Below are 18604 nucleotides of genomic sequence, written 5' to 3'. Positions count from 1 at the left end.
TTATGAAGTAAATGCGGGCATAAGATTAGTCTTTAGATATTCGCGTTTCATTTTCCGTATTACCGTTCTTATAAATGTTCTCCTGCCATTCAAAAGTATAAATGAGGTACCCCAATGCAGGTATGATTAGCAAGGTAGCGGCCATCAGAGTTATTGCAAGTACGTGTATAGTAAGTCCAGAAGATAATATTGTCCCTTGGTCTCCCTTTTTAATAAGGGAGTGAAGTATACCCCTATGAAAATCATTAAAAAGCACCAACTGGATCAGAATAACCTGTGCGGCCGCAAATAATCTTAACCATTTTGTTTCCTCGCTATTGATGATTATCCAAATCGCTATTGTCATTCCAATGATGATTATGGCTACGAGTATGCCCTGTATTCCAATTAGGTTTTTTAGCAAATCAAACCCATCGCCTATTGCTCCGATATTTGCAAGCATGAGTATAAAGGGAATGGATAGGGTCAACATAAATGCTTGGGACTTGATCATGAACCGATCATTACCATAATTTTTATTTCCCATAACATATAATGACGCCAGATAGGCACATACGACCACTGTGAGTAGTCCTATTGATAGAGGAAAAAGACCCATCCAGTTATACACGTAACGCTCAGAAAAACTTCCGCTAGCCAGCACTGTCTTTCCAGAATATATGCAGGCGCCAATCACTCCAATGAAAAATGGAGTAATAATGCTTGAAACAATGTAGATTACTTTATCAAGCTTTTTAAGCTCGTCCTTCACTTTGTCACCATTTCTAAACGAATAAGATGTTCCCCGAGCTATAATTCCCATTAACATGATTGTTAATGGTATAAACATAGAACTGGAGATATTAGCATAGAGGTCTGGAAATCCGACGAACGTAATTACGATCGCTAATATAAGCCACATGTGGTTGGCCTCCCATATCGGCGCAGTAGATCTGTGCATCATTTCAGTAATTTTTTTACTGTTCCTTTTCTCGCTAAGAAGCTCAATCATTCCGGCTCCGAAGTCAGCTCCACCAGTAATTAAATATATTGAAATTGATGCCCAGAGGTATACGATAACTATAGTTAACATTATAGAATTAATTAAGGGTTAATTGAATTGTTAGTTTGCCTCATAACTTGCGTCCAGCGATTGAATCTGCCGGTAAAGCATAGAAACTACCATACAGGAAAGCGATACATATACTACTGTAAATAGATAGAAGGAAAACTGAATTCCCGGCATAGGATTCACAGCATCTGCAGTCCGCATGATGCCCTGGATAATCCATGGCTGACGCCCGACCTCTGTAACCGTCCAGCCGGCCTCTACCGCAAGAAACCCGGCAGGTGTCATAATCGCATACATCAGCAGAAACCATCTTCTACCCATCCATCTTCGGAATTTGAAATTTGCCAACATGAACAGTAGACTTGCTCCAAGCATAAGCATGCCCAGGGCAACCATTATCTGAAAGGCATAATGCAATATCGCAACCGGAGGGCGATCCTTGGGAGCGAACTTATCCAGTCCGATAACTTCGGCCTTAAAATCATGATGAGCAAGAAAACTCAACATCCCGGGTAATTCTATTGCCCCTTTTAATTTTTGGGTCTTGGCATCATATATTCCGCCAATGACTAATGGAGCACTGGGGCCGGTTTTATAGTGCACTTCCATTGCCGCCAACTTTGCAGGCTGTCTTTTTGCCGCCCCTCGGGCAGATATGTCGCCACTCAAGGGTTGGATAAGACTTGCCACAAGGCCAAATGTTGCAGCTATTTTAAATGCTCTTTTATGAAGTTCCACACTCCTTTTTCGCAGCAGCAAAAATGCATGAACGCCTGCAACTGCGAAACCCGTCGCTGCAAATGCAGCTACTGTCATATGCAAGGCCTGAGAAAACCAAGCCTGATTAAACATTGCCTTTATCGGATCTATATTGGAAAATATGCCGTTTCTGTAAACAAATCCACTCGGAGCATTCATCCAGCTATTAGCCGAAACAACTAGAATACCCGAAACCACTCCGCTGACCCCCACGACTACACCAGTTGCCCAATGGAACCATTTGTTGAACCTTCCCCAGCCGTACGCAAAAAATCCCATCGCAATCGCCTCAACGAAAAATGCCGCTCCTTCCATGGAAAAAGGAAGTCCAAATATCGGCCCTGCATGTTTCATAAACTCAGGCCAAAGCAATCCCAGTTCAAAGCTTAGGACCGTCCCGGAGACTGCTCCGGTAGTAAAAAATATGGCCACTCCCTTAGCCCATGCGCGGGTAAGCAGTTCATAAACAGGGTCTTTTTTCTTTAGCCATATCCAATGTGAGACTGCCATGAAAAATGGCATCGCCATACCAATGCATGAGAAAACAATGTGAAAGCCCAGTGAAAGTGCCATCTGGGATCTTGCAGAGATTAGATCTGTCATAGGATCATTTTTAAATTTATATTATAGATATTTCAAGATTGCGTATCTGGCTTTTTTTTTGAAAAAATGGATTCGCTATACCAGCGCTCCTGCAGTACAGGTCAGGAGCATATGTCCAAGACCTGTACTTTTCAGGAACAATCCAATGAGATCACTTTTTGAACTATCGTTTATTTGGATCTTAAACCATTTTTTTCGGGTCAACGATCTCATCAAACTTTTCTCCGTCGATATATCCACTTGAAAGTGCAGCCTCGCGGAGAGTTAGATTTTTATTCATTGCCTCGTGGGCGATAGAAGATGCTTTATCGTACCCTATTACTGGACTTAATGCCGTCACAAGCATCAGGGAACGATTCAGGAATTCATTTATCTTTTCCAGGTTAAGTTCTGTTCCCTCCACAGAGTAAGTCCTGAATTTCTCAGCCCCATCTGCTAGTATACTCGCGGCATGCAGAAAATTGTTTATCACAATTGGTCTCATCGCATTCAACTCAAAGTTACCTTGGCTACCCGCAAAGGCAACTGCAGTGTCCTCGCCAATGACCTGGATACAAATCATGACAATCGCTTCACATTGAGTAGGGTTTACCTTTCCAGGCATTATACTTGAGCCCGGTTCGTTAGGTGGCAATATTAGCTCCCCAATTCCACAGCGCGGGCCTGATGCCAGCCACCTCATATCATTTGCAATTTTCATCAATGCTACTGCCACCCCTCTTAGAGATGCCATTGCCGCCACCATCGCATCAAGCGAGCCTTGTGCCGCGAATTTATTCGGTGAGCTCACAAATGGCTTTCCTGTAAGAAAAGCTATTTTGTCAGCAAAATTTTCTGCAAAGCCTTCTGGGGCATTTAATCCGGTGCCTACTGCTGTTCCGCCTTCAGCTATTTCGTAAAGTTTCTGCCTGCTATCCTTCACTCTCTGTATGGCATCGCTTAGTTGATAGGCATATCCTGACCATTCCTGTCCCACAGTAAGCGGAACTGCGTCCTGCAGATGCGTCCTTCCTATTTTAACTACATCTTTCCATTGATCTACTTTGGTATTCATGGCATCCACAAGATTTTCCAAAGAGGGAATTAATTGGCTGTCAATTGCCGTAACCGCAGCGATGTGCATCGCCGTTGGAAAACTATCATTTGAGGATTGACCCATATTTACATGGTCATTGGGGTGCACAGGTTTTTTGCTGCCAAGTTCTCCGCCCAGCAACTGAATGGCCCTATTGGAAATTACCTCATTGACGTTCATATTTGACTGCGTTCCTGATCCTGTCTGCCAGACATATAAGGGGAATTCTGTATCAAGCTTCTTCTCAATCACCTCATCTGCCACTTTTATGATGGTTTCTGCCAGCTCATCTGATAGCCTACCATCTTCCTGGTTTACAAGTGCTGCGGCCTTTTTCACGTATCCATAGGCATGATACACCTCTTTAGGCATTCTATCTTCACCTATTGAAAAGTGGACAAGGCTCCGCTGTGTCTGAGCTCCCCAGTAGTGTTCTGCAGGTACATCTATGACACCCATAGAATCACTTTCTCTTCGATTTCCGGTCTGACCGGTGCCGATTGCATTTGGAGTTTGATTTTCCATGTTATTTATCTTTATGGCGCTATCACTTCTATTCTCCGTCTGCAATGAAATGCGTATCTGCACCTTTCTCAAAAACAACATAGACGCGTTTCCATGGCTCATCATTTATCAATCGCCATTTATGCCCGCTTCCGGTATTGTCAATTGCCAACAATATATCTCCAGGATGGATAATGAAAGACTCGCCCGTTTTCGTGGTAAACTCCAGGACTCCCGAAAGGGTAATTACATATTGTGGGATAGGATCATTGTGCCAGTCAAATTCCGAGTTCGCAGGTGTTTCCTTAAATTGTGTATGTTCTGCTTTTACGAGCGCATCTTCGGCGATGCGGCCTGTTTTGAAATGGGAGTTTCCGTCTTCTCCCGTGTATAAAAGATATGCTTTGATCATGATTTTATATTATTAATGTTTAATACTTTTGCTGTTTTCTCTCTTAATTCCAGGCACAGCTCTGGATTGTCGATAAGAGACTGTCCATACGAAGGAATCATTTCTTTTAATTTTTCTGTCCAAACCCCGTTCTGTACCTTATCGTTGAAACACTTTTCCAGTACATCGACCATTATGGCTACGGCAGTCGAAGCTCCAGGAGAGGCGCCCAACATGGCAATAATACTATTGTCAGATGAGCCTACCAGCTCTGTGCCGAATTGAAGAATTCCTCCATGTACTGGATCTTTCTTGATAATCTGAACGCGTTGGCCAGCAACTTCCAGTTTCCAATCATCTTCGTTTACCTCGGGAAAGAAATCTCTCAGGGAAGCAAATTTTTCTTCCTTGGATTCAAGGACCTGGCCAATAAGGTATTTGGTGAGGGCCATGTTATCTCGGCCTACTGCAAGTAATGGCAGTATGTTATCTATGTCTATCGATCCGAATAGATCAAGGTAAGAACCGTGCTTTAGAAACTTGGTAGAAAATCCAGCATATGGACCAAACAGTAAGGATAACCTACCATCGATGTGGCGCTGATCCAAATGCGGAACGGACATCGGAGGAGAACCTACTGAAGCCTTTCCGTAAACCTTGGCCTTATGGCGAACAGCTAAATCCTCTCGATCGCAGCGTAACCAAACCCCGCTTACAGGAAAGCCTGCGTAGCCATGGGCCTCTGGAATTCCAGATCTCTGTAACAATGGTAATGAGCCGCCGCCCGCACCGATGAAAATAAATTTGGCAGTAATATAGTGGTGCTCGCCACTTCCCTCGTTACGGATCTGGGCCTGCCAGTTTTTACCCTCACGCTTAAGATCCTGAACCCTATGCCTGTAATGGGTGAAGACATTTTCCTTATCTCTAAGTGAGTCCAACAGGATATTTGTCAATGAACCATAGTCAACATCCGTGCCCGTTTGCATTCTTGTGGCTGCTATCGCTTCAGAGGGATCTCTTCCTTCCATGACCAATGGAATCCATTCCTTAATTACCTTGGCATCATCGGTAAACTCCATACCATGGTAATGAGGATCTGCAGAAAGGGTTTCAAATCTCTTTTTAAGATAACTTACATTATCTGCTCCAGTAACGAAGCTCATATGTGGCACTGAATTTATGAATGCCTGTGGATCTTTTATAATCCCAACGGAAACCAGGTAGGACCAAAGCTGGCGAGAAAGATCAAATTCGGTATTGACCTGAAGTGCCTTTGAAATATCTATTGTACCATCTGCACGTTCTGGCGTATAGTTTAGCTCGCAAAGTGCAGCATGACCTGTACCAGCATTGTTCCATGCATTTGAACTTTCTTGTGCCGGTTTGTCCAATACCTCATAGATCCTGATTTTGAGATTTGGATCCAATTGGTTGAGGATAACTGCTAATGTTGCGGACATAATTCCCGCTCCGATGAGCACTACATCGGGATGGTGGCTTGATGTGATCGAATCTTTCATAGTCTATGTTTTTAAGTATCTAAGCTTTTTGACCCCTTGACATTAATAAAAAAATGGCACGGCTTAATATCCTTTGCTGTTGAGCGCTTCCTGGACAACTCTCTGATAGAAGCTCTCGCGGAATTCTGCCAATGGCATCACCACTATTTTAAAATCCTGGAATCTTTTCTAGCTTTTGCATAAAATTATTGCTGTTGGAACACAATCGGATTTTGTAATCGTTCAAAAGTTAATTACTGTCGGTGAATTCAGGTTTTGAGCATATAAGAACAATTAGAGGAGGTTGGGAAATTATAAATGATCCATCTTTCATTTTATCTGCTATTTTGTAATGGATAATGCCATAAAGCGCCAAATTTCAAGATATCGAGTGATTAATCGTTGCGTCAAATAGGAAGGGCGTTAAGAACATATATAATCGTTAATCCACTTTATTTCGTAAAATAAAAATGGATTTGTAGTGGTTTTATAGGTTTAACTGTTTGGTTTTTAGATTTTTATCCTGTTGGTTGCTTTTTTGTAAGACATGTTGCATGCAATTTCCTTTATTACAATTTTTGATTTTGCTATCTGTGGCATTTATGCTCATAATGCTGGCCCAGAAGCTTAAGATATCCTATCCGATATTTCTTGTTGTCGCAGGGCTTGCCATCAGCTATATCCCAGGAATACCTTCAATGTCCATCGATCCTGAAGTAATATTCCTGATCTTTCTTCCTCCATTGCTTTACGACGCTGCATGGTATACCTCCTGGGACGATTTCATAAAATGGCGTAGGCCAATTTCCCTTCTGGCCTTTGGGCTGGTAATCATCACTTCTGTTGGGGTAGCCATAACCACATCCTATTTTATTCCGGGTTTTACGCTAGCGCTTGGATTTCTCTTGGGGGGTATCGTCTCTCCGCCAGATGCAATTGCGGCAACCTCCATATTAAAGAACATGAAGATTCCAAAACGAATCAATACCATTTTGGAAGGAGAAAGCCTAGTAAATGATGCCTCAAGTCTCATTGTTCTCCGCTTTGCCCTGGCTGCGGTCCTGACCGGACAATTTTCTATATCCGGAGCTATTTACGAGTTTTTTTCTAACACGATAATGGGCATATTAATTGGACTTTCTGTGGCTTACGTAATCTATCTGATCCACAAGTTTCTCCCAACAACTGCAAGTATAGATGCCGCATTCACCCTTGTAAGTCCCTATTTTATGTATCTGGCAGCCGAACAGTTTGAGTTTTCTGGGGTTATGGCAGTTGTTAGTGGTGGGCTTTTTCTCTCACATCGATCCACCGAGATCTTTGCAAATGGCCAAAGTAGACTCCAATCAATCAATGTATGGGCAACGCTGACGATCGTATTAAATGCTTTTGTCTTTATTCTGATCGGACTTGAACTTCCAGTTATTGTATCCGGACTCGAAGGATATTCTCTTACCGAGGCCACAATTTATGGACTTCTGATTAGTTTTCTTGTAATAATGATCCGGATTGCATGGATTTTTCCCGCAACATTTATACCTCGATGGATCTCAAGAAAAATAAGAAACAAAGAGGCAAGTCCTGGATGGAAAGGACCATTGGTAATTGGCTGGGCGGGAATGCGTGGAGTTGTATCATTGGCAGCAGCACTTTCACTTCCAATTTCGATGTCCGATAATCTACCATTTCCCAACAGGAATCTTTTAATATTCATAACGTTTGTTGTCATCTTAGTTACTCTAGTATTTCAGGGTCTTACCCTGCCATTACTTATCCGCGCAATAAGTATTATTGAAATAGATCCCATGGTTCCAGATAAAAAGCAGGAGGCCACGGTCCGTTTGAGACTTTTAAAAGCCTCTCTGAACATTTTAGAAGAGGATTTTTCAATTCAGTCGCAAGAGATAGATCTTGTTAACGACCTTAAGACCGATCTTGAGAACAGAGTCGAACATTTATCCAGAAGCCTTGAGTCAGATGAACTCGAAAAGGCCGAGAACAGTGAAATGGAAATCTTCAATAATATTAAAAGGCGTGTCTTAGGAGCGCAAAGACAAGAGCTGCACAGGATACGTAAGGAAAAAGAGTTCAGAGATGAAATATTAAGGAAACAAGAAATGGAAATCGATCTCTCGGAGATCAAGATTCCAAAACCAAAAAAGAGTATTAAATAGAATAGGGTTTGTATACTTGGTATTCCTTATGATTCATCGGCAATATTTTGCTTAAACAGGCACATCATGGATGCCATCCAAGGGTACCTTTTTATATTTTACGCTCGGACCAACTGCGATAATTAATATTACCATGGCCAGTAGAATGCTAATAAGCACGTAATAGTCTATTTCGGTTCTTATGGCGGCTTGATGGTCTATCACATTTTTGAGTAGCTGGTTGGCCGATAGCTCAAGGTCATGAGGATCGCTATATTTCCTCGCAAGAACTTGCCGATACTGGCTTAATCTCTGCTCTAACATCCCTCCATCTGCCGATAGGTTTTGTTGAAACCTGTCAATATGCAACTGGCTTGCAGACAGCTGAAAATAATTGATAAGTCCCATACTTAGTAATGTTCCTAAAAGACGTACGGAAATTGCGGTGGAAACAGCTGCACCCCCCAGTTCTAAAGGTACTGATGTGACCATATATACAATAATTGGTGCTAACATTAACCCAGCCCCAAATCCCTGTAAAAAAAGGGGAATGATAAAGGCCTGTTCCTCACCCTGGGAATTGAACAGAAAAATCATCCAGATTTGGTGCATTAACAGAAAAGAAAGTCCGCTTATCCAGATCATTCTAAAGGAAACCTTCGCAATCATCAGTCTTGAGGTAATCACAGTGCCCGCGATTGCTCCGATAATATTATAGATCAAGAAAAATCCAAGATGTGCTGGAGAGAAGCCTAAAGATTGAACAAAATAAGCAGTTGTGAAGTTAAATGCCCCTCTAGAAATATATAGGACCAGCAAAAGCAATGTGCCGATCCAAAAGTTTGTATATCTAAATACAGCGGTGGAAAGAAATGCTCGCTCAAGATGAGACTGCCTTAGGAAATGAGCCAAGACCGAAATGAAAAAAAGAAAAAGCGCTAGAAGTATTTTGCTACTTTCGAACCAATCAAGTTGCTGTCCATAAGTCAGCGTATAGGAGAGAGAAACCAAAGCTGTGGAATAGATGATGAAACTCTTCCAATCTACACCATGTATGGGAATACTCTCATTCAATCTCCTTTCGTTTAGGATGTAAAAAGCAAAAAGCCCTCCAGGAACAAATGCTATAGCGGTATATAGATAAAGTTTATTGTAGTCAATCTGATCTATCAGAGGTGCCGTTAACAAAATAGTAATTGGGGAAATACATAGGAGAATACAATAAAGTACTGAATAGCCAATCTCTCTAGATCGCTCCGTTCTAAGACTGCTGAAAATAAGATTGATACAAATTGCGACTAAGCTGATGTTGGCAAGTCCTTGGAGAAATCTGATTACAATCAGAACTGTGAAATCCCTTGTAAGATATGCAGCATAAGCCGTCGTTATCTCCAAGATGACGCTGATCACAAGATAATTTCTTGTTGAAAGAAAACCGGAAAGATGTCTCTCCAACGGGAAAAAGGAAACTACTCCAGCATATAGAATGATCAGGGAGAATTGTGCGTCATCCGAATCAATCCCGTAAAAACCACTTGCCGCGGCAATATTCGCCGTAGATATGCAAAATAGCAACAGATTTGGGATGAGGAGCATGAAAATGCATACCCTTATGCCCCATGGGGAAATCCCAGGTCTAAACGTGTCTTGTCCAGCCATATCACTTTATTACCTTTACTGTCATATTCATGCCCGAACGCAGCATGCCCTTGTCCTCATGCCCGTCGCTGAAGATGATCTTAATGGGAATACGCTGCACAACCTTTACAAAATTCCCCGTAGAGTTGTCCGGCGGTAGAAGCGTAAAGCTGGAGCCAGTTCCAGGTGAGAGAGACTGGATCTTTCCATGGAACAAAGTTCCAGGATATGCGTCCGCCTCCAATAGGACGCTCTGGCCATCATGTATCCCTGAGATCTGTGTTTCCTTAAAGTTTGCTACCACCCATTTGTCAATGCTCGAATTTACTATATTGGCAAGGCTCTGGTTTGCCTGTACAAACTGTCCAACCTGAATGGATTTTCTACTGATCTTGCCATGATAGGGCGCGGTGATTACTGTATAGGAGAGCGAAAGATCCGCTTGCTGTTCAAGGGCCTTACGCCTTTTTATCTCTGCTAGTATTCCGTCGCGTTCAACTCTATAATTATTGATCTTGGAAAGATCTGCCTGATAATTCGCCATAGCAGAAGCATATTCAGCACTGGACACATCCTGGGCCTCTTTTTTTGCCTCAACCTGCTGTCCAGTGGCCGATTCTTGACTAAGGAGCATATTATATCGCTCAAAATCTTTCTTTGCCCTTACCAGCTTAGCTCGGGCTGCATCAATCTGGTTCCGGGAAGCTTGTGCTAGCTTTTCGGACGTTTCTATGTTACTCTGAAGCACTTCGATCTGGGCACTGGCAGCATTGACTGCTTCTTGGGATTCTTGCTTTTTTGCATCATATTCTTTTGGATCGATTATGATCAGTGTATCTCCTTTTTGCACTTCCTGATTCTCTTCATACCTTATTTCTCTGACATATCCATCGACCCTGTTTACTAACGGATTTATATACTCCTGCACCTGGGCATCGTTGGTTTCTTCGTATCTGTAGAGATCGACCAATATCCGGATCCCTTTGTAAACTAGAAAAATAATGATAACAACGGCAAGATAAGAGGTTATCCTGGTTATCACTCGATCAGTGGCCGTAGGGCCTGTAATTGGCTTTTCCATATTATAATTTCCCTATTGTTTTCTGTAACTGATAAAAATGGTATTGAGCAGAAATTTGTGCTGAGGCGAGATCAAATCTAGACTGAAGAAGCTGAAGCTGTGCATCCAGATAATCGGTAATTAGTGCCGTTTGGTTGAAATAGCTATTTTTGAGGATTCTCTCATTTTCAGTTGCCTGAATGATATTGGATCGTGAAACCGATATACGCTCAGCATCATCCTTTAATGCCAACACGCTTTCTCGTATCCTGTTTTTTATCTCATCCTCAAGTCTGAGGTTTTCAAGAGACTGTTCACTCATTTCAAGCTTAGCCGCAACAATTCTATTGCCACCCTTGTACAAAGCTGATAGGGGATATGAAATCCTGATTCCAGCAGTTCCCAATCCGTAAACCGAAAGCGAATATGGGTAAAATCGTCCCTGGGGGTAATTGTATCCGTAATCTGCATAGAATCCTATTTTTGGTAGCATAATGGACTTGGCATCCCTTATTCCTATTTTTTTTACTTCCTGCTGTAATCTGGAAATACCAATCTCGTGAGAGTTTTCTATTGCCATAGCAAAATATGACTGGTAACTATTGATTTTCAGAGAGTCATTATCTATATTTTCCTCAGCCTTGATTATTTCTTCTTCCTGTTGACCCATAAGAAGATTTAGCTTTTGTGATGTCAGGGCAATCCGGTTCTCTATCTGGTGGCTCTGCAATACCTGCTTTGAGATTTTGAGCTCTGCTCGAAGGACATCACTTTTCAGCACCACTCCACTTTTATAAAGAGATGTAATCTGAAGTGCAACTTTTCGCTGCTCCTGTATATCCTGTAAAAGAAGGCTAAGGAAGCGTTGGTCCCGAATCAAGTCCAGGTAATATCCTGTTGCCACCAGTTTGATCTCTGAGAGGGTAAGCTCAATTTTTCGCTCCCCTATGTTCTTTGAAATTTTGGCTGCCTCAAGTTTCCGGTTCAGATTGTTTCCGTTATATATATTGAGGTACAACGAACTTCCAAAGCTATATGTGGTGTGCGTAAGAGGATAGTAGTTTGCCCGCTCAAAAAGGCCGTTCTCATATTGGGGCAGATTGCTCAGCTTGGTAAAGTCACCCGTAATATCAAGGTCCGGAAGTCTTTCTTTTCTGATGTCCTCAATATTCTCGGCTACAACCAGAAGTCTCAGCCTTTCGAGATTGACAGATCTGTCCAATTTGGAAATACTGTTAAAAACCTGGTTTAGGGTATAAGGGACCTCAACGGCCTTTTGTGGCAACTGCTGTCCGATTGAAGGATATGGAAAAAAAACAAACAATAGAGCAGAGATTACAATAAAGTTCATAACCCCTGAGTTCTTTTCCCTGATCCTTGAAATACATCTTAAATTATTTGCCACTGTTATCATTTCTTTATAATATTATTGGTGAACACGATCGTCATAATATTTCTTCTAAGCACATCCTTTTATTTGTCATTGGATTTTTAGTTAGAGATTTATCCCTTTCCCAGAGTATTTATCACGGATGACAATGAATTGAGTCGATCGCAACCAGGACTAAAAAGGTTATATGGAAACCCCAAAACAACATATAAATTGTTCCGGGGCGTTTTCCTAAAAGCCAAAAGCGTAGGCAACCCTTAAGGCGAATATATTGCCACTCGATCCACTCTGGGTAAATCTTGTATTGCTTTCATAACGAACCCCTGCATCAATCCTGTTCTTTTCTCCAACTGGGATAAGTATACCAACCTGAGGAGCATAAAGGAAGCTTGCTGAATTGCTATAGCCGACATCCTTTTTGTTTAGAATAAAACTTACTCCTGCTTCTCCCTGAACATATATATCGTTGATTAGGAAGTATTTCAGGCCTGCCTTAACGGGAATTAAATTGATGTCCTCTGGAGCTGGCGAAAGGTTCTTATCTGCAAAAACGGTCGTATATCCAGCATTTAACGTTGCAAAAAGACTATTGGAAGATAAAGGGATATCAGCCTGGATAGACCCGCCAAGGCTCCAGTTATAATTCGTGTTTAGTCTGCCCGATGCCAAGCCTGCATCTACACCAACGCTAAAGCGTGTCGGAGAAACGGTTTTGATCTCTATTTTTTCTATCTCTTGTGCGGATGCTGCGAAAGTTGCGAATGAGGAGATTGCTAAGGCCACTAGGCCGATTTTGATTGAATTTTTCATGATTGTAATTGTTTATTTATATATAATTAAGATAATTTGACTAATTAATGTGTATGCCCTAAGCATGATATATTTGGCGTTTCCTTCCGTTAAAAACTGGATGGGCCTTTTAAGTGTGTACATTGTTCGCTCGCTTACTATTGATTCGAATATTTCTCTAAATGTTCCCATCTTTCTCTAGGTTGATTACTATTTTTTATTTGTTGCTCAAAACTATTAGCTCCCCAATAAATTTGGCTTAGCCAATCGGTGAAGTAGTATCAACTCTCGTTGAAATGGGAAAATCGACCTTTAATCAGCTAAACACGCTACTGCCAAATCCCCCCAGTTCACTTTGAACCAGAGACGGTTTTTTCTTCTACAGTATTCTGTTTTTAGGAACTAGAGGGGCAGGCCTACATTTTGTTTGTTCATTATTTGCTATAATTGTATTCTGATTTGTCTGGAAGGATCGCTCAGGAATGAATATGCTAGCTATACCAATAATGATTTAACCGAACTTTTACGAGGTGGGGACAGGTATGCCTTTGAAGAAATCTATAGCCGATATAAATTTATCCTACATAATCACGCCTGGAACAAGCTACGGAGTAAAGTGGAAGCCCAGGATCTGATCCATGAGGTGTTTTCTATGGTGTGGGAAAAGCGCTAATCACTTACTGTAAAAAGAAATGTATCGGGCTATCTTTTCAGCTGTATCGACGAATCATTCCTGAACATGTCGGCACTCAAGAATCAAAGGACAGGTACATCAGCTACATCAAGCACTTTACGACTAGATGAGGAAATTGTTAATGACGTTGAACTATTGCCAAAGTGTAAAAAATAGATTTTAACGGCTTGGGGAGATATTTTTATGGAATAGCAAACTTTGAAAGCAAGAAAAGGAATAGTCATCAGAATCAATCTGAGGGAAGGATATGGTGTTAAAGAAGGTGAGAACCAACAGGGATATGATTCAATTTGCAGGGTAGAATACTAGATATTTTCCTCAGACAATATGTTGTATTTGAAGTCATCTTCTCGCAAAAGGGGCTGATAGCAGTTAATGTTTTGCGAATGGCTGGATATTAGCACTGCTCGACTTTGCCCCTCATGAGTTCCATAAGTTGAACCTGTAGGCAAATCATCCATTGGCGAAAGATTGGTGAACGGCTGGTAAAATCACTTTATTTCGCAATATGTTTTTGCTTAATAAACAAATAAAAGTGCATTTCATTGCGGCATACGGCTAATATGCGATTGGTAGACTAATTGCTTTATGGCCAATGATCGAAAGCAGGTTTTTGGCCAAAAAATATAAGCATATGATTGAGATAGAAACCAAATATGCATTTCCCTGCAGAGAAAGCGTAAAAAATAGGATTGTAATGTCGCCCATGAATACTTGCCAGAGTAATGCCGATGGCCGCTTAAGCGATGAGGATATTGCGTGGTTTGAACGCAGGATTAACGGGTGTTGGAAGAGGTTGCAACCCTGGTTGCACTTGGAAACATGGCTGTTGCCAATCCAGACTGGCCACGTCAGATTTCCAATCCAGGATTTGTTCCAAAAAGCCTTCCCCTGGGCAGGTCGGAGTTGGATAGTGCCGATGCGTCCGAAACGTTCATTGGATATCTTCGTTCTTACAATATGGTTCTTCCTGGGCAATACGAGCCAAATGAAAGCCTTGGGCTAATCCAAGTGTAAGCTTTTAACATAGTCAACAAGTTATGATGGCGATTTTTATAAAATAGTTACGTAAATCGGCGAAATAAAGTGAATGAAATAAAGTGTTGTTTTTTTTAAATAATTGAAAATTAATGTTTTATATATTTGGTACTATTCTTGATTTCTCGCGATAAACCAAACAAATTCCCAAAGCGCTATGCCACAAAATGGACAAAAAATCAAATGTTTGATTGTTGATGATAACCTAATTGCAAGAGAAAGCTTATTGGCACTTACCTGTCACGTCGACGATCTATCAGTTGTAAAGGATTGTGAAAATGCTTTTCTGGCCTACAATTATCTTCAGAACAATGAGGTAGATCTAATTTTTCTGGATATTGAGATGCCTGGAATGACAGGTATCGAACTTACCAGAAATCTATCGGGAAGGAAAAACCTGATTATTTTTACTACTTCCAACAAAGACTATGCTACTGAGGCATTTGATCTCAATGTGGCTGATTATCTTGTAAAACCGTTTTCATCACAACGATTCCTGCAGGCTATAGATAAGGCAAGGGAAATTCTGTATAGCAAAACAGAAGAGGTGGAGCTTGAAAATGGCGAGTTTATTTTCGTTCGTGACAGCAACATCGTCCGTCGCCTAAGATTAGATGATATCCTTTATGCTGAGGCTATGGGCGATTATGTAAAGTTTTATACCTGTGATAAGCTATTTGCTATTCATACCAGATTGAAGTCCGTAGAAGAAAGGCTGCCGAAAAGCAAGTTTATAAGAGTACATAGGTCCTATATCGTTTCCATTCAGCATATCGATACCCTCCAAGAGGGAGGGATGGTGATTAAAGGAACCTTTCTACCCATAGCCGATAGCTACCGCAAACAACTGCACAGATTGATGAACATTATTTAGCAAAGAATAAAGATCAAATTGACAACTTATTGCCTTTTATGAAACAAGACAAATCCCTGATGCCCGATAGCAGCTTCAGCTATATTATTTTTTCTGCTTTTTTGGTTGGTATGACCCTACTTATTTTTGTCCAATATACCTCTTCGAGAAATATGAACACCCTCATAGAGGGAAATAAAGAGCTTTTGGATGAACTCAGAACAAGTAACCATTTAAGGGAAATAGATCGAGACATTTTAGGCGTGGAGAGTAGAATCAGGGCAGCTATAGCTACAGATGATACCACCCATCTCGAGGGAGTGGAAAGCAAGATCGATGCGGTGAATATGTATCTTGATTCCCTTGATGATGGGAGTGAAGGACCCGCTGTGAAAGGATACTTGGAGCGACTGAACTTTCTCGCTCAGCAAAAAATCAATACTACTAACCACTTATTGGACCTGTATCACCGAACTGGGCGAATGAATGACACTACATCCATAGGTAATCCTCAGGCAAGAATTACCTCTGATGAAATTACCAACACAACTCATAAGATCTACAATAGCAGGCAGCTAAGAATGCAGAGCCTGATAAAGAAAATAAACGAAAGTGGAACAAAAGCAAAGGCTTACGGAAATGCCCTGATAGCGCTTTTATTGCTTAGCGGATGTGTCTTATGCTGGTTTATCACACGTCAATTCAGAAATAGGACACTATTAATTAATCAGCTAGATGATTCGCAAAGAAAATCGAGGGAAGCTTTAGGGATCAAAGAAAATTTTCTAGCCAACATGAGCCATGAAATCAGAACTCCACTTAATTCAATTCTAGGTTTCACTACGCTTCTGCAAAGACAGGAAATGGATTCACAGGCCCAGCACTTTGTAACCTCAATACAACAAGCAGGCGAAAACCTGCTGGCCATTATCAATGATATTCTCGACATCTCAAAAATAGAGGCAGGTATGATGCGGATTGTAAATAAGCCCTTCAGTATCCGTGGCCTGCTCCACTCCGTAGAGATTCTCTTTTCTGAAAGGGTCAGATCCAAAAACCTTGGTTACGTTACCGAAATCGATGATAATGTGCCAGATACCTTGATTGGGGATGCGACCAGATTGACCCAGATCATGGTCAACCTGTTAGGAAATGCCTTAAAATTCAGTGAGAATGGCTCACTTAAAATCGACGTCTCCATCGCCTCGAGTAGTAATAATTCAATTACGCTCAAGTTTAGGGTCTCAGATCAAGGCATCGGCATAGAAGCAGAAAAGCTGGAAAAAATATTTGATCGTTTCAATCAGGCAGATGATTCCATTACGCGAAATTATGGCGGCACGGGTCTCGGACTTTCCATCGTCAAGGACTTGCTTGAAATTCAAAAAGGAACAATCGAGGTAAACAGCAAAGTTGGAGAGGGGACAAGTTTTACCTTTGAAATCCCGTATCTTATATCAGCTGAATCAATTACCGGAGAAACTGTACGCTATAGGGTCATTGAACCTGAATGGGCGGGCAAATCGATACATATTATGGTTGTAGACGATAATGTGATGAACCAGGATCTTATGGCAAATGTACTAGGGTATTGGGGCTTTTCTTTTTCTATTGCATCGAATGGCAGAGAGGCTATAGAACAGGTCAAAATCGGACATTTCGACCTAATTTTGATGGATATCCAGATGCCGGAAATGGATGGCTATTCTGCAACGGTTTACATCCGAACAGAACTACATTTGGACATTCCGATTATTGCCATGACGGCCCATGCCATGTCAGGAGAACGCGAGAAGTGTATCTCTCTGGGCATGAATGATTACATTTCTAAACCTGTAAATGAGCAGGAATTATTGGATCTTATTGAGAAGGTAACCGTTGCTCATCCATCTTCAGCAGGCGTCTCACCATCTTTTGTTCACCTTAATCTCGATTACCTGAAAGACATGGGCAAAGGAAACGTTGCATATGAAAAGAAAGTAGTTGACCATTTCATCAAGCGTATTCCTGAGGACATCTGCGCGCTGCGCAAGGCCTGTAAAAGTGAAAACTTTGAAAAGATTAAAGAAATCGCACACAGCCTCCGTACAACCCTTGCTATAATGGGCATATTGGAAAGAACTGTTAAAATCCTTGATGAACTGGAATTTCCGAAAGAGAAAAAGCAAAATCACGAGCAACTGGTTTCGGCTCTTGAAATGACCTGCCAAGGCGCAGTAAGAGAGGCTGAAATATATCTGAAGCGACTTGATGCCTAAATTTTTAGCCTGCTTTTGGCTGTTTTTTTTATCTCTTAGTGATTGTCTAAAGTAATTTCTATCAAACCGATGTCAATGATTTTAGTCATAAATACCAACTTCCAAATTTAGATCGTAAGATTCTAGTATGCTGGGAAAGATTTTTTGATCATAGACTACACTTTGGCCAGGTGTAGTCTCCCTTTCAACCAAGATAAAATAACTTTCAATACCCTGCAAATAAAAATATTGCTTCTGGTTCAGCCACTATCTAACTTGAATGTTCCCAACTTGTAAATCTTGCTTCCTACCGATAGTTTAGGCAGTTCCAACGATCGGGATATAGATAGCTATTCATAAGCGGGTAGTTTTATATCAGCAGACCAAAATAAACTCAATCTATTGGTCAATAAAAAAGCAAGGATATGAAAACAATAAACCTAAATCCAGATATCGACCGCAAGGCGGCAACTATCTTGAACAATACGAGCAAAACAAACCTGCCATCTATCCGGCAAGAAAAAACAAGGAGCAGATTCCGTGCCTTTCTTGGCTGGTTCAACCATGAAACCCCTGAAAACCTAACCTTTATCCAAGCAGGTTTAAGAGGGGGAGCGCTGATTCTAATGCCTCTAATTCTATTAATCTTCGATTCATCATTACACACAGATGTTCTGCCCTTTCTAGTTCCGGTGATGTTCTATCTCGAGGTTACCGCCTTTACCATGTATTGCCCGATAAAGGCCTTCATTTCAACAGAGAAACTCCCAGAGCAGTTTGATTAGTGTCAAGCTGAATTATCTAACAATCGAAGGATTTAATAAGACTAAAAACTATTTAGTAGATCAAATAGAAGATTTTTAAAAA

General features: G+C 41.2%; 14 protein-coding genes. 5 read left to right on the top strand and 9 right to left on the bottom strand.

Going from position 1 to position 18604, the window contains the following annotated elements:
- Positions 1-25 precede the first annotated feature (25 nt).
- The 5 genes from ACTJKN_RS02225 to mqo all read right to left on the bottom strand — a co-directional run bounded on the left by ACTJKN_RS02225 (position 26) and on the right by mqo (position 5906).
- Entirely contained in the window at positions 26-1072 is a 1047-nt protein-coding gene (locus ACTJKN_RS02225; protein WP_440822289.1) for a cytochrome d ubiquinol oxidase subunit II, read from the bottom strand.
- Positions 1073-1102: 30 nt separating this feature from the next.
- Positions 1103-2413 (bottom strand): cytochrome ubiquinol oxidase subunit I, encoded by a 1311-nt coding sequence (locus tag ACTJKN_RS02220; protein ID WP_440822287.1) that lies wholly within the window; start codon positions 2411-2413, stop codon positions 1103-1105.
- Positions 2414-2594: 181 nt separating this feature from the next.
- Entirely contained in the window at positions 2595-4013 is a 1419-nt protein-coding gene (gene fumC, locus ACTJKN_RS02215) for a class II fumarate hydratase (RefSeq protein ID WP_440822285.1), read from the bottom strand.
- A gap of 28 nt (positions 4014-4041) precedes the next feature.
- Positions 4042-4404, bottom strand: a complete 363-nt coding sequence (locus ACTJKN_RS02210; RefSeq protein WP_440822283.1) for a hypothetical protein — start codon at positions 4402-4404, stop codon at positions 4042-4044.
- Positions 4401-5906, bottom strand: coding sequence for a malate dehydrogenase (quinone) (gene mqo / locus ACTJKN_RS02205; protein ID WP_440822281.1), 1506 nt, complete (start codon positions 5904-5906; stop codon positions 4401-4403). Before mqo ends, ACTJKN_RS02210 begins: the two co-directional genes overlap by 4 nt.
- A 533-nt stretch (positions 5907-6439) precedes the next feature.
- Here mqo and ACTJKN_RS02200 point away from each other — a divergent pair.
- Positions 6440-8059 carry a Na+/H+ antiporter gene (locus ACTJKN_RS02200; RefSeq protein WP_440822280.1) on the top strand — a complete coding sequence of 540 codons (1620 nt, stop codon included), beginning with the start codon at positions 6440-6442 and terminating at the stop codon, positions 8057-8059.
- A 51-nt stretch (positions 8060-8110) separates the two neighbouring features.
- Here the strand turns inward: ACTJKN_RS02200 and ACTJKN_RS02195 are convergent, their stop codons facing one another.
- The 4 genes from ACTJKN_RS02195 to ACTJKN_RS02180 all read right to left on the bottom strand — a co-directional run bounded on the left by ACTJKN_RS02195 (position 8111) and on the right by ACTJKN_RS02180 (position 12936).
- Complete coding sequence (locus ACTJKN_RS02195) at positions 8111-9697, bottom strand: MFS transporter (protein WP_440822279.1); 1587 nt, start codon at positions 9695-9697, stop codon at positions 8111-8113.
- A gap of 1 nt (position 9698) precedes the next feature.
- Positions 9699-10757: an HlyD family secretion protein gene (locus tag ACTJKN_RS02190; protein ID WP_440822277.1), complete on the bottom strand. Its 1059-nt coding sequence runs from the start codon at positions 10755-10757 to the stop codon at positions 9699-9701.
- A gap of 1 nt (position 10758) precedes the next feature.
- Positions 10759-12150, bottom strand: coding sequence for a TolC family protein (locus tag ACTJKN_RS02185; RefSeq protein ID WP_440822276.1), 1392 nt, complete (start codon positions 12148-12150; stop codon positions 10759-10761).
- Positions 12151-12357: 207 nt separating this feature from the next.
- Complete coding sequence (locus tag ACTJKN_RS02180) at positions 12358-12936, bottom strand: outer membrane beta-barrel protein (RefSeq protein ID WP_440822275.1); 579 nt, start codon at positions 12934-12936, stop codon at positions 12358-12360.
- Positions 12937-14395: 1459 nt separating this feature from the next.
- Here ACTJKN_RS02180 and ACTJKN_RS02175 point away from each other — a divergent pair.
- The 4 genes from ACTJKN_RS02175 (at position 14396) to ACTJKN_RS02160 (ending at position 18522) form a co-directional block, all read left to right on the top strand.
- Positions 14396-14626: a hypothetical protein gene (locus tag ACTJKN_RS02175; protein ID WP_440822274.1), complete on the top strand. Its 231-nt coding sequence runs from the start codon at positions 14396-14398 to the stop codon at positions 14624-14626.
- A gap of 178 nt (positions 14627-14804) precedes the next feature.
- Positions 14805-15521 carry a LytR/AlgR family response regulator transcription factor gene (locus ACTJKN_RS02170; RefSeq protein ID WP_440822273.1) on the top strand — a complete coding sequence of 239 codons (717 nt, stop codon included), beginning with the start codon at positions 14805-14807 and terminating at the stop codon, positions 15519-15521.
- A gap of 38 nt (positions 15522-15559) precedes the next feature.
- Positions 15560-17758 (top strand): response regulator, encoded by a 2199-nt coding sequence (locus ACTJKN_RS02165; RefSeq protein ID WP_440822271.1) that lies wholly within the window; start codon positions 15560-15562, stop codon positions 17756-17758.
- Between the two features lie 404 nt (positions 17759-18162).
- Entirely contained in the window at positions 18163-18522 is a 360-nt protein-coding gene (locus tag ACTJKN_RS02160) for a hypothetical protein (protein WP_440822269.1), read from the top strand.
- Positions 18523-18604 lie beyond the last annotated feature (82 nt).

It is taken from the genome of Pedobacter sp. 22163 (assembly GCF_052045595.1).
Classification (GTDB): domain Bacteria; phylum Bacteroidota; class Bacteroidia; order Sphingobacteriales; family Sphingobacteriaceae; genus Pedobacter.
The sequence above is the reverse complement of the archived record's forward strand: the minus strand, read 5'-3'. Positions and strand labels throughout refer to the sequence as shown.

Excerpts from the sequence above, each read along its gene's own strand:
- ACTJKN_RS02225 (WP_440822289.1), bottom strand. The coding sequence starts at position 1,072 with ATGTTAACTATAGTTATCGTATACCTCTGGGCATCAATTTCAATATAT.
- ACTJKN_RS02220 (WP_440822287.1), bottom strand. The coding sequence starts at position 2,413 with ATGACAGATCTAATCTCTGCAAGATCCCAGATGGCACTTTCACTGGGC.
- fumC (WP_440822285.1), bottom strand. The coding sequence starts at position 4,013 with ATGGAAAATCAAACTCCAAATGCAATCGGCACCGGTCAGACCGGAAAT.
- ACTJKN_RS02210 (WP_440822283.1), bottom strand. The coding sequence starts at position 4,404 with ATGATCAAAGCATATCTTTTATACACGGGAGAAGACGGAAACTCCCAT.
- mqo (WP_440822281.1), bottom strand. The coding sequence starts at position 5,906 with ATGAAAGATTCGATCACATCAAGCCACCATCCCGATGTAGTGCTCATC.
- ACTJKN_RS02200 (WP_440822280.1), top strand. The coding sequence starts at position 6,440 with ATGCAATTTCCTTTATTACAATTTTTGATTTTGCTATCTGTGGCATTT.
- ACTJKN_RS02195 (WP_440822279.1), bottom strand. The coding sequence starts at position 9,697 with ATGGCTGGACAAGACACGTTTAGACCTGGGATTTCCCCATGGGGCATA.
- ACTJKN_RS02190 (WP_440822277.1), bottom strand. The coding sequence starts at position 10,757 with ATGGAAAAGCCAATTACAGGCCCTACGGCCACTGATCGAGTGATAACC.
- ACTJKN_RS02185 (WP_440822276.1), bottom strand. The coding sequence starts at position 12,150 with ATGATAACAGTGGCAAATAATTTAAGATGTATTTCAAGGATCAGGGAA.
- ACTJKN_RS02180 (WP_440822275.1), bottom strand. The coding sequence starts at position 12,936 with ATGAAAAATTCAATCAAAATCGGCCTAGTGGCCTTAGCAATCTCCTCA.
- ACTJKN_RS02170 (WP_440822273.1), top strand. The coding sequence starts at position 14,805 with ATGCCACAAAATGGACAAAAAATCAAATGTTTGATTGTTGATGATAAC.
- ACTJKN_RS02165 (WP_440822271.1), top strand. The coding sequence starts at position 15,560 with ATGAAACAAGACAAATCCCTGATGCCCGATAGCAGCTTCAGCTATATT.
- ACTJKN_RS02160 (WP_440822269.1), top strand. The coding sequence starts at position 18,163 with ATGAAAACAATAAACCTAAATCCAGATATCGACCGCAAGGCGGCAACT.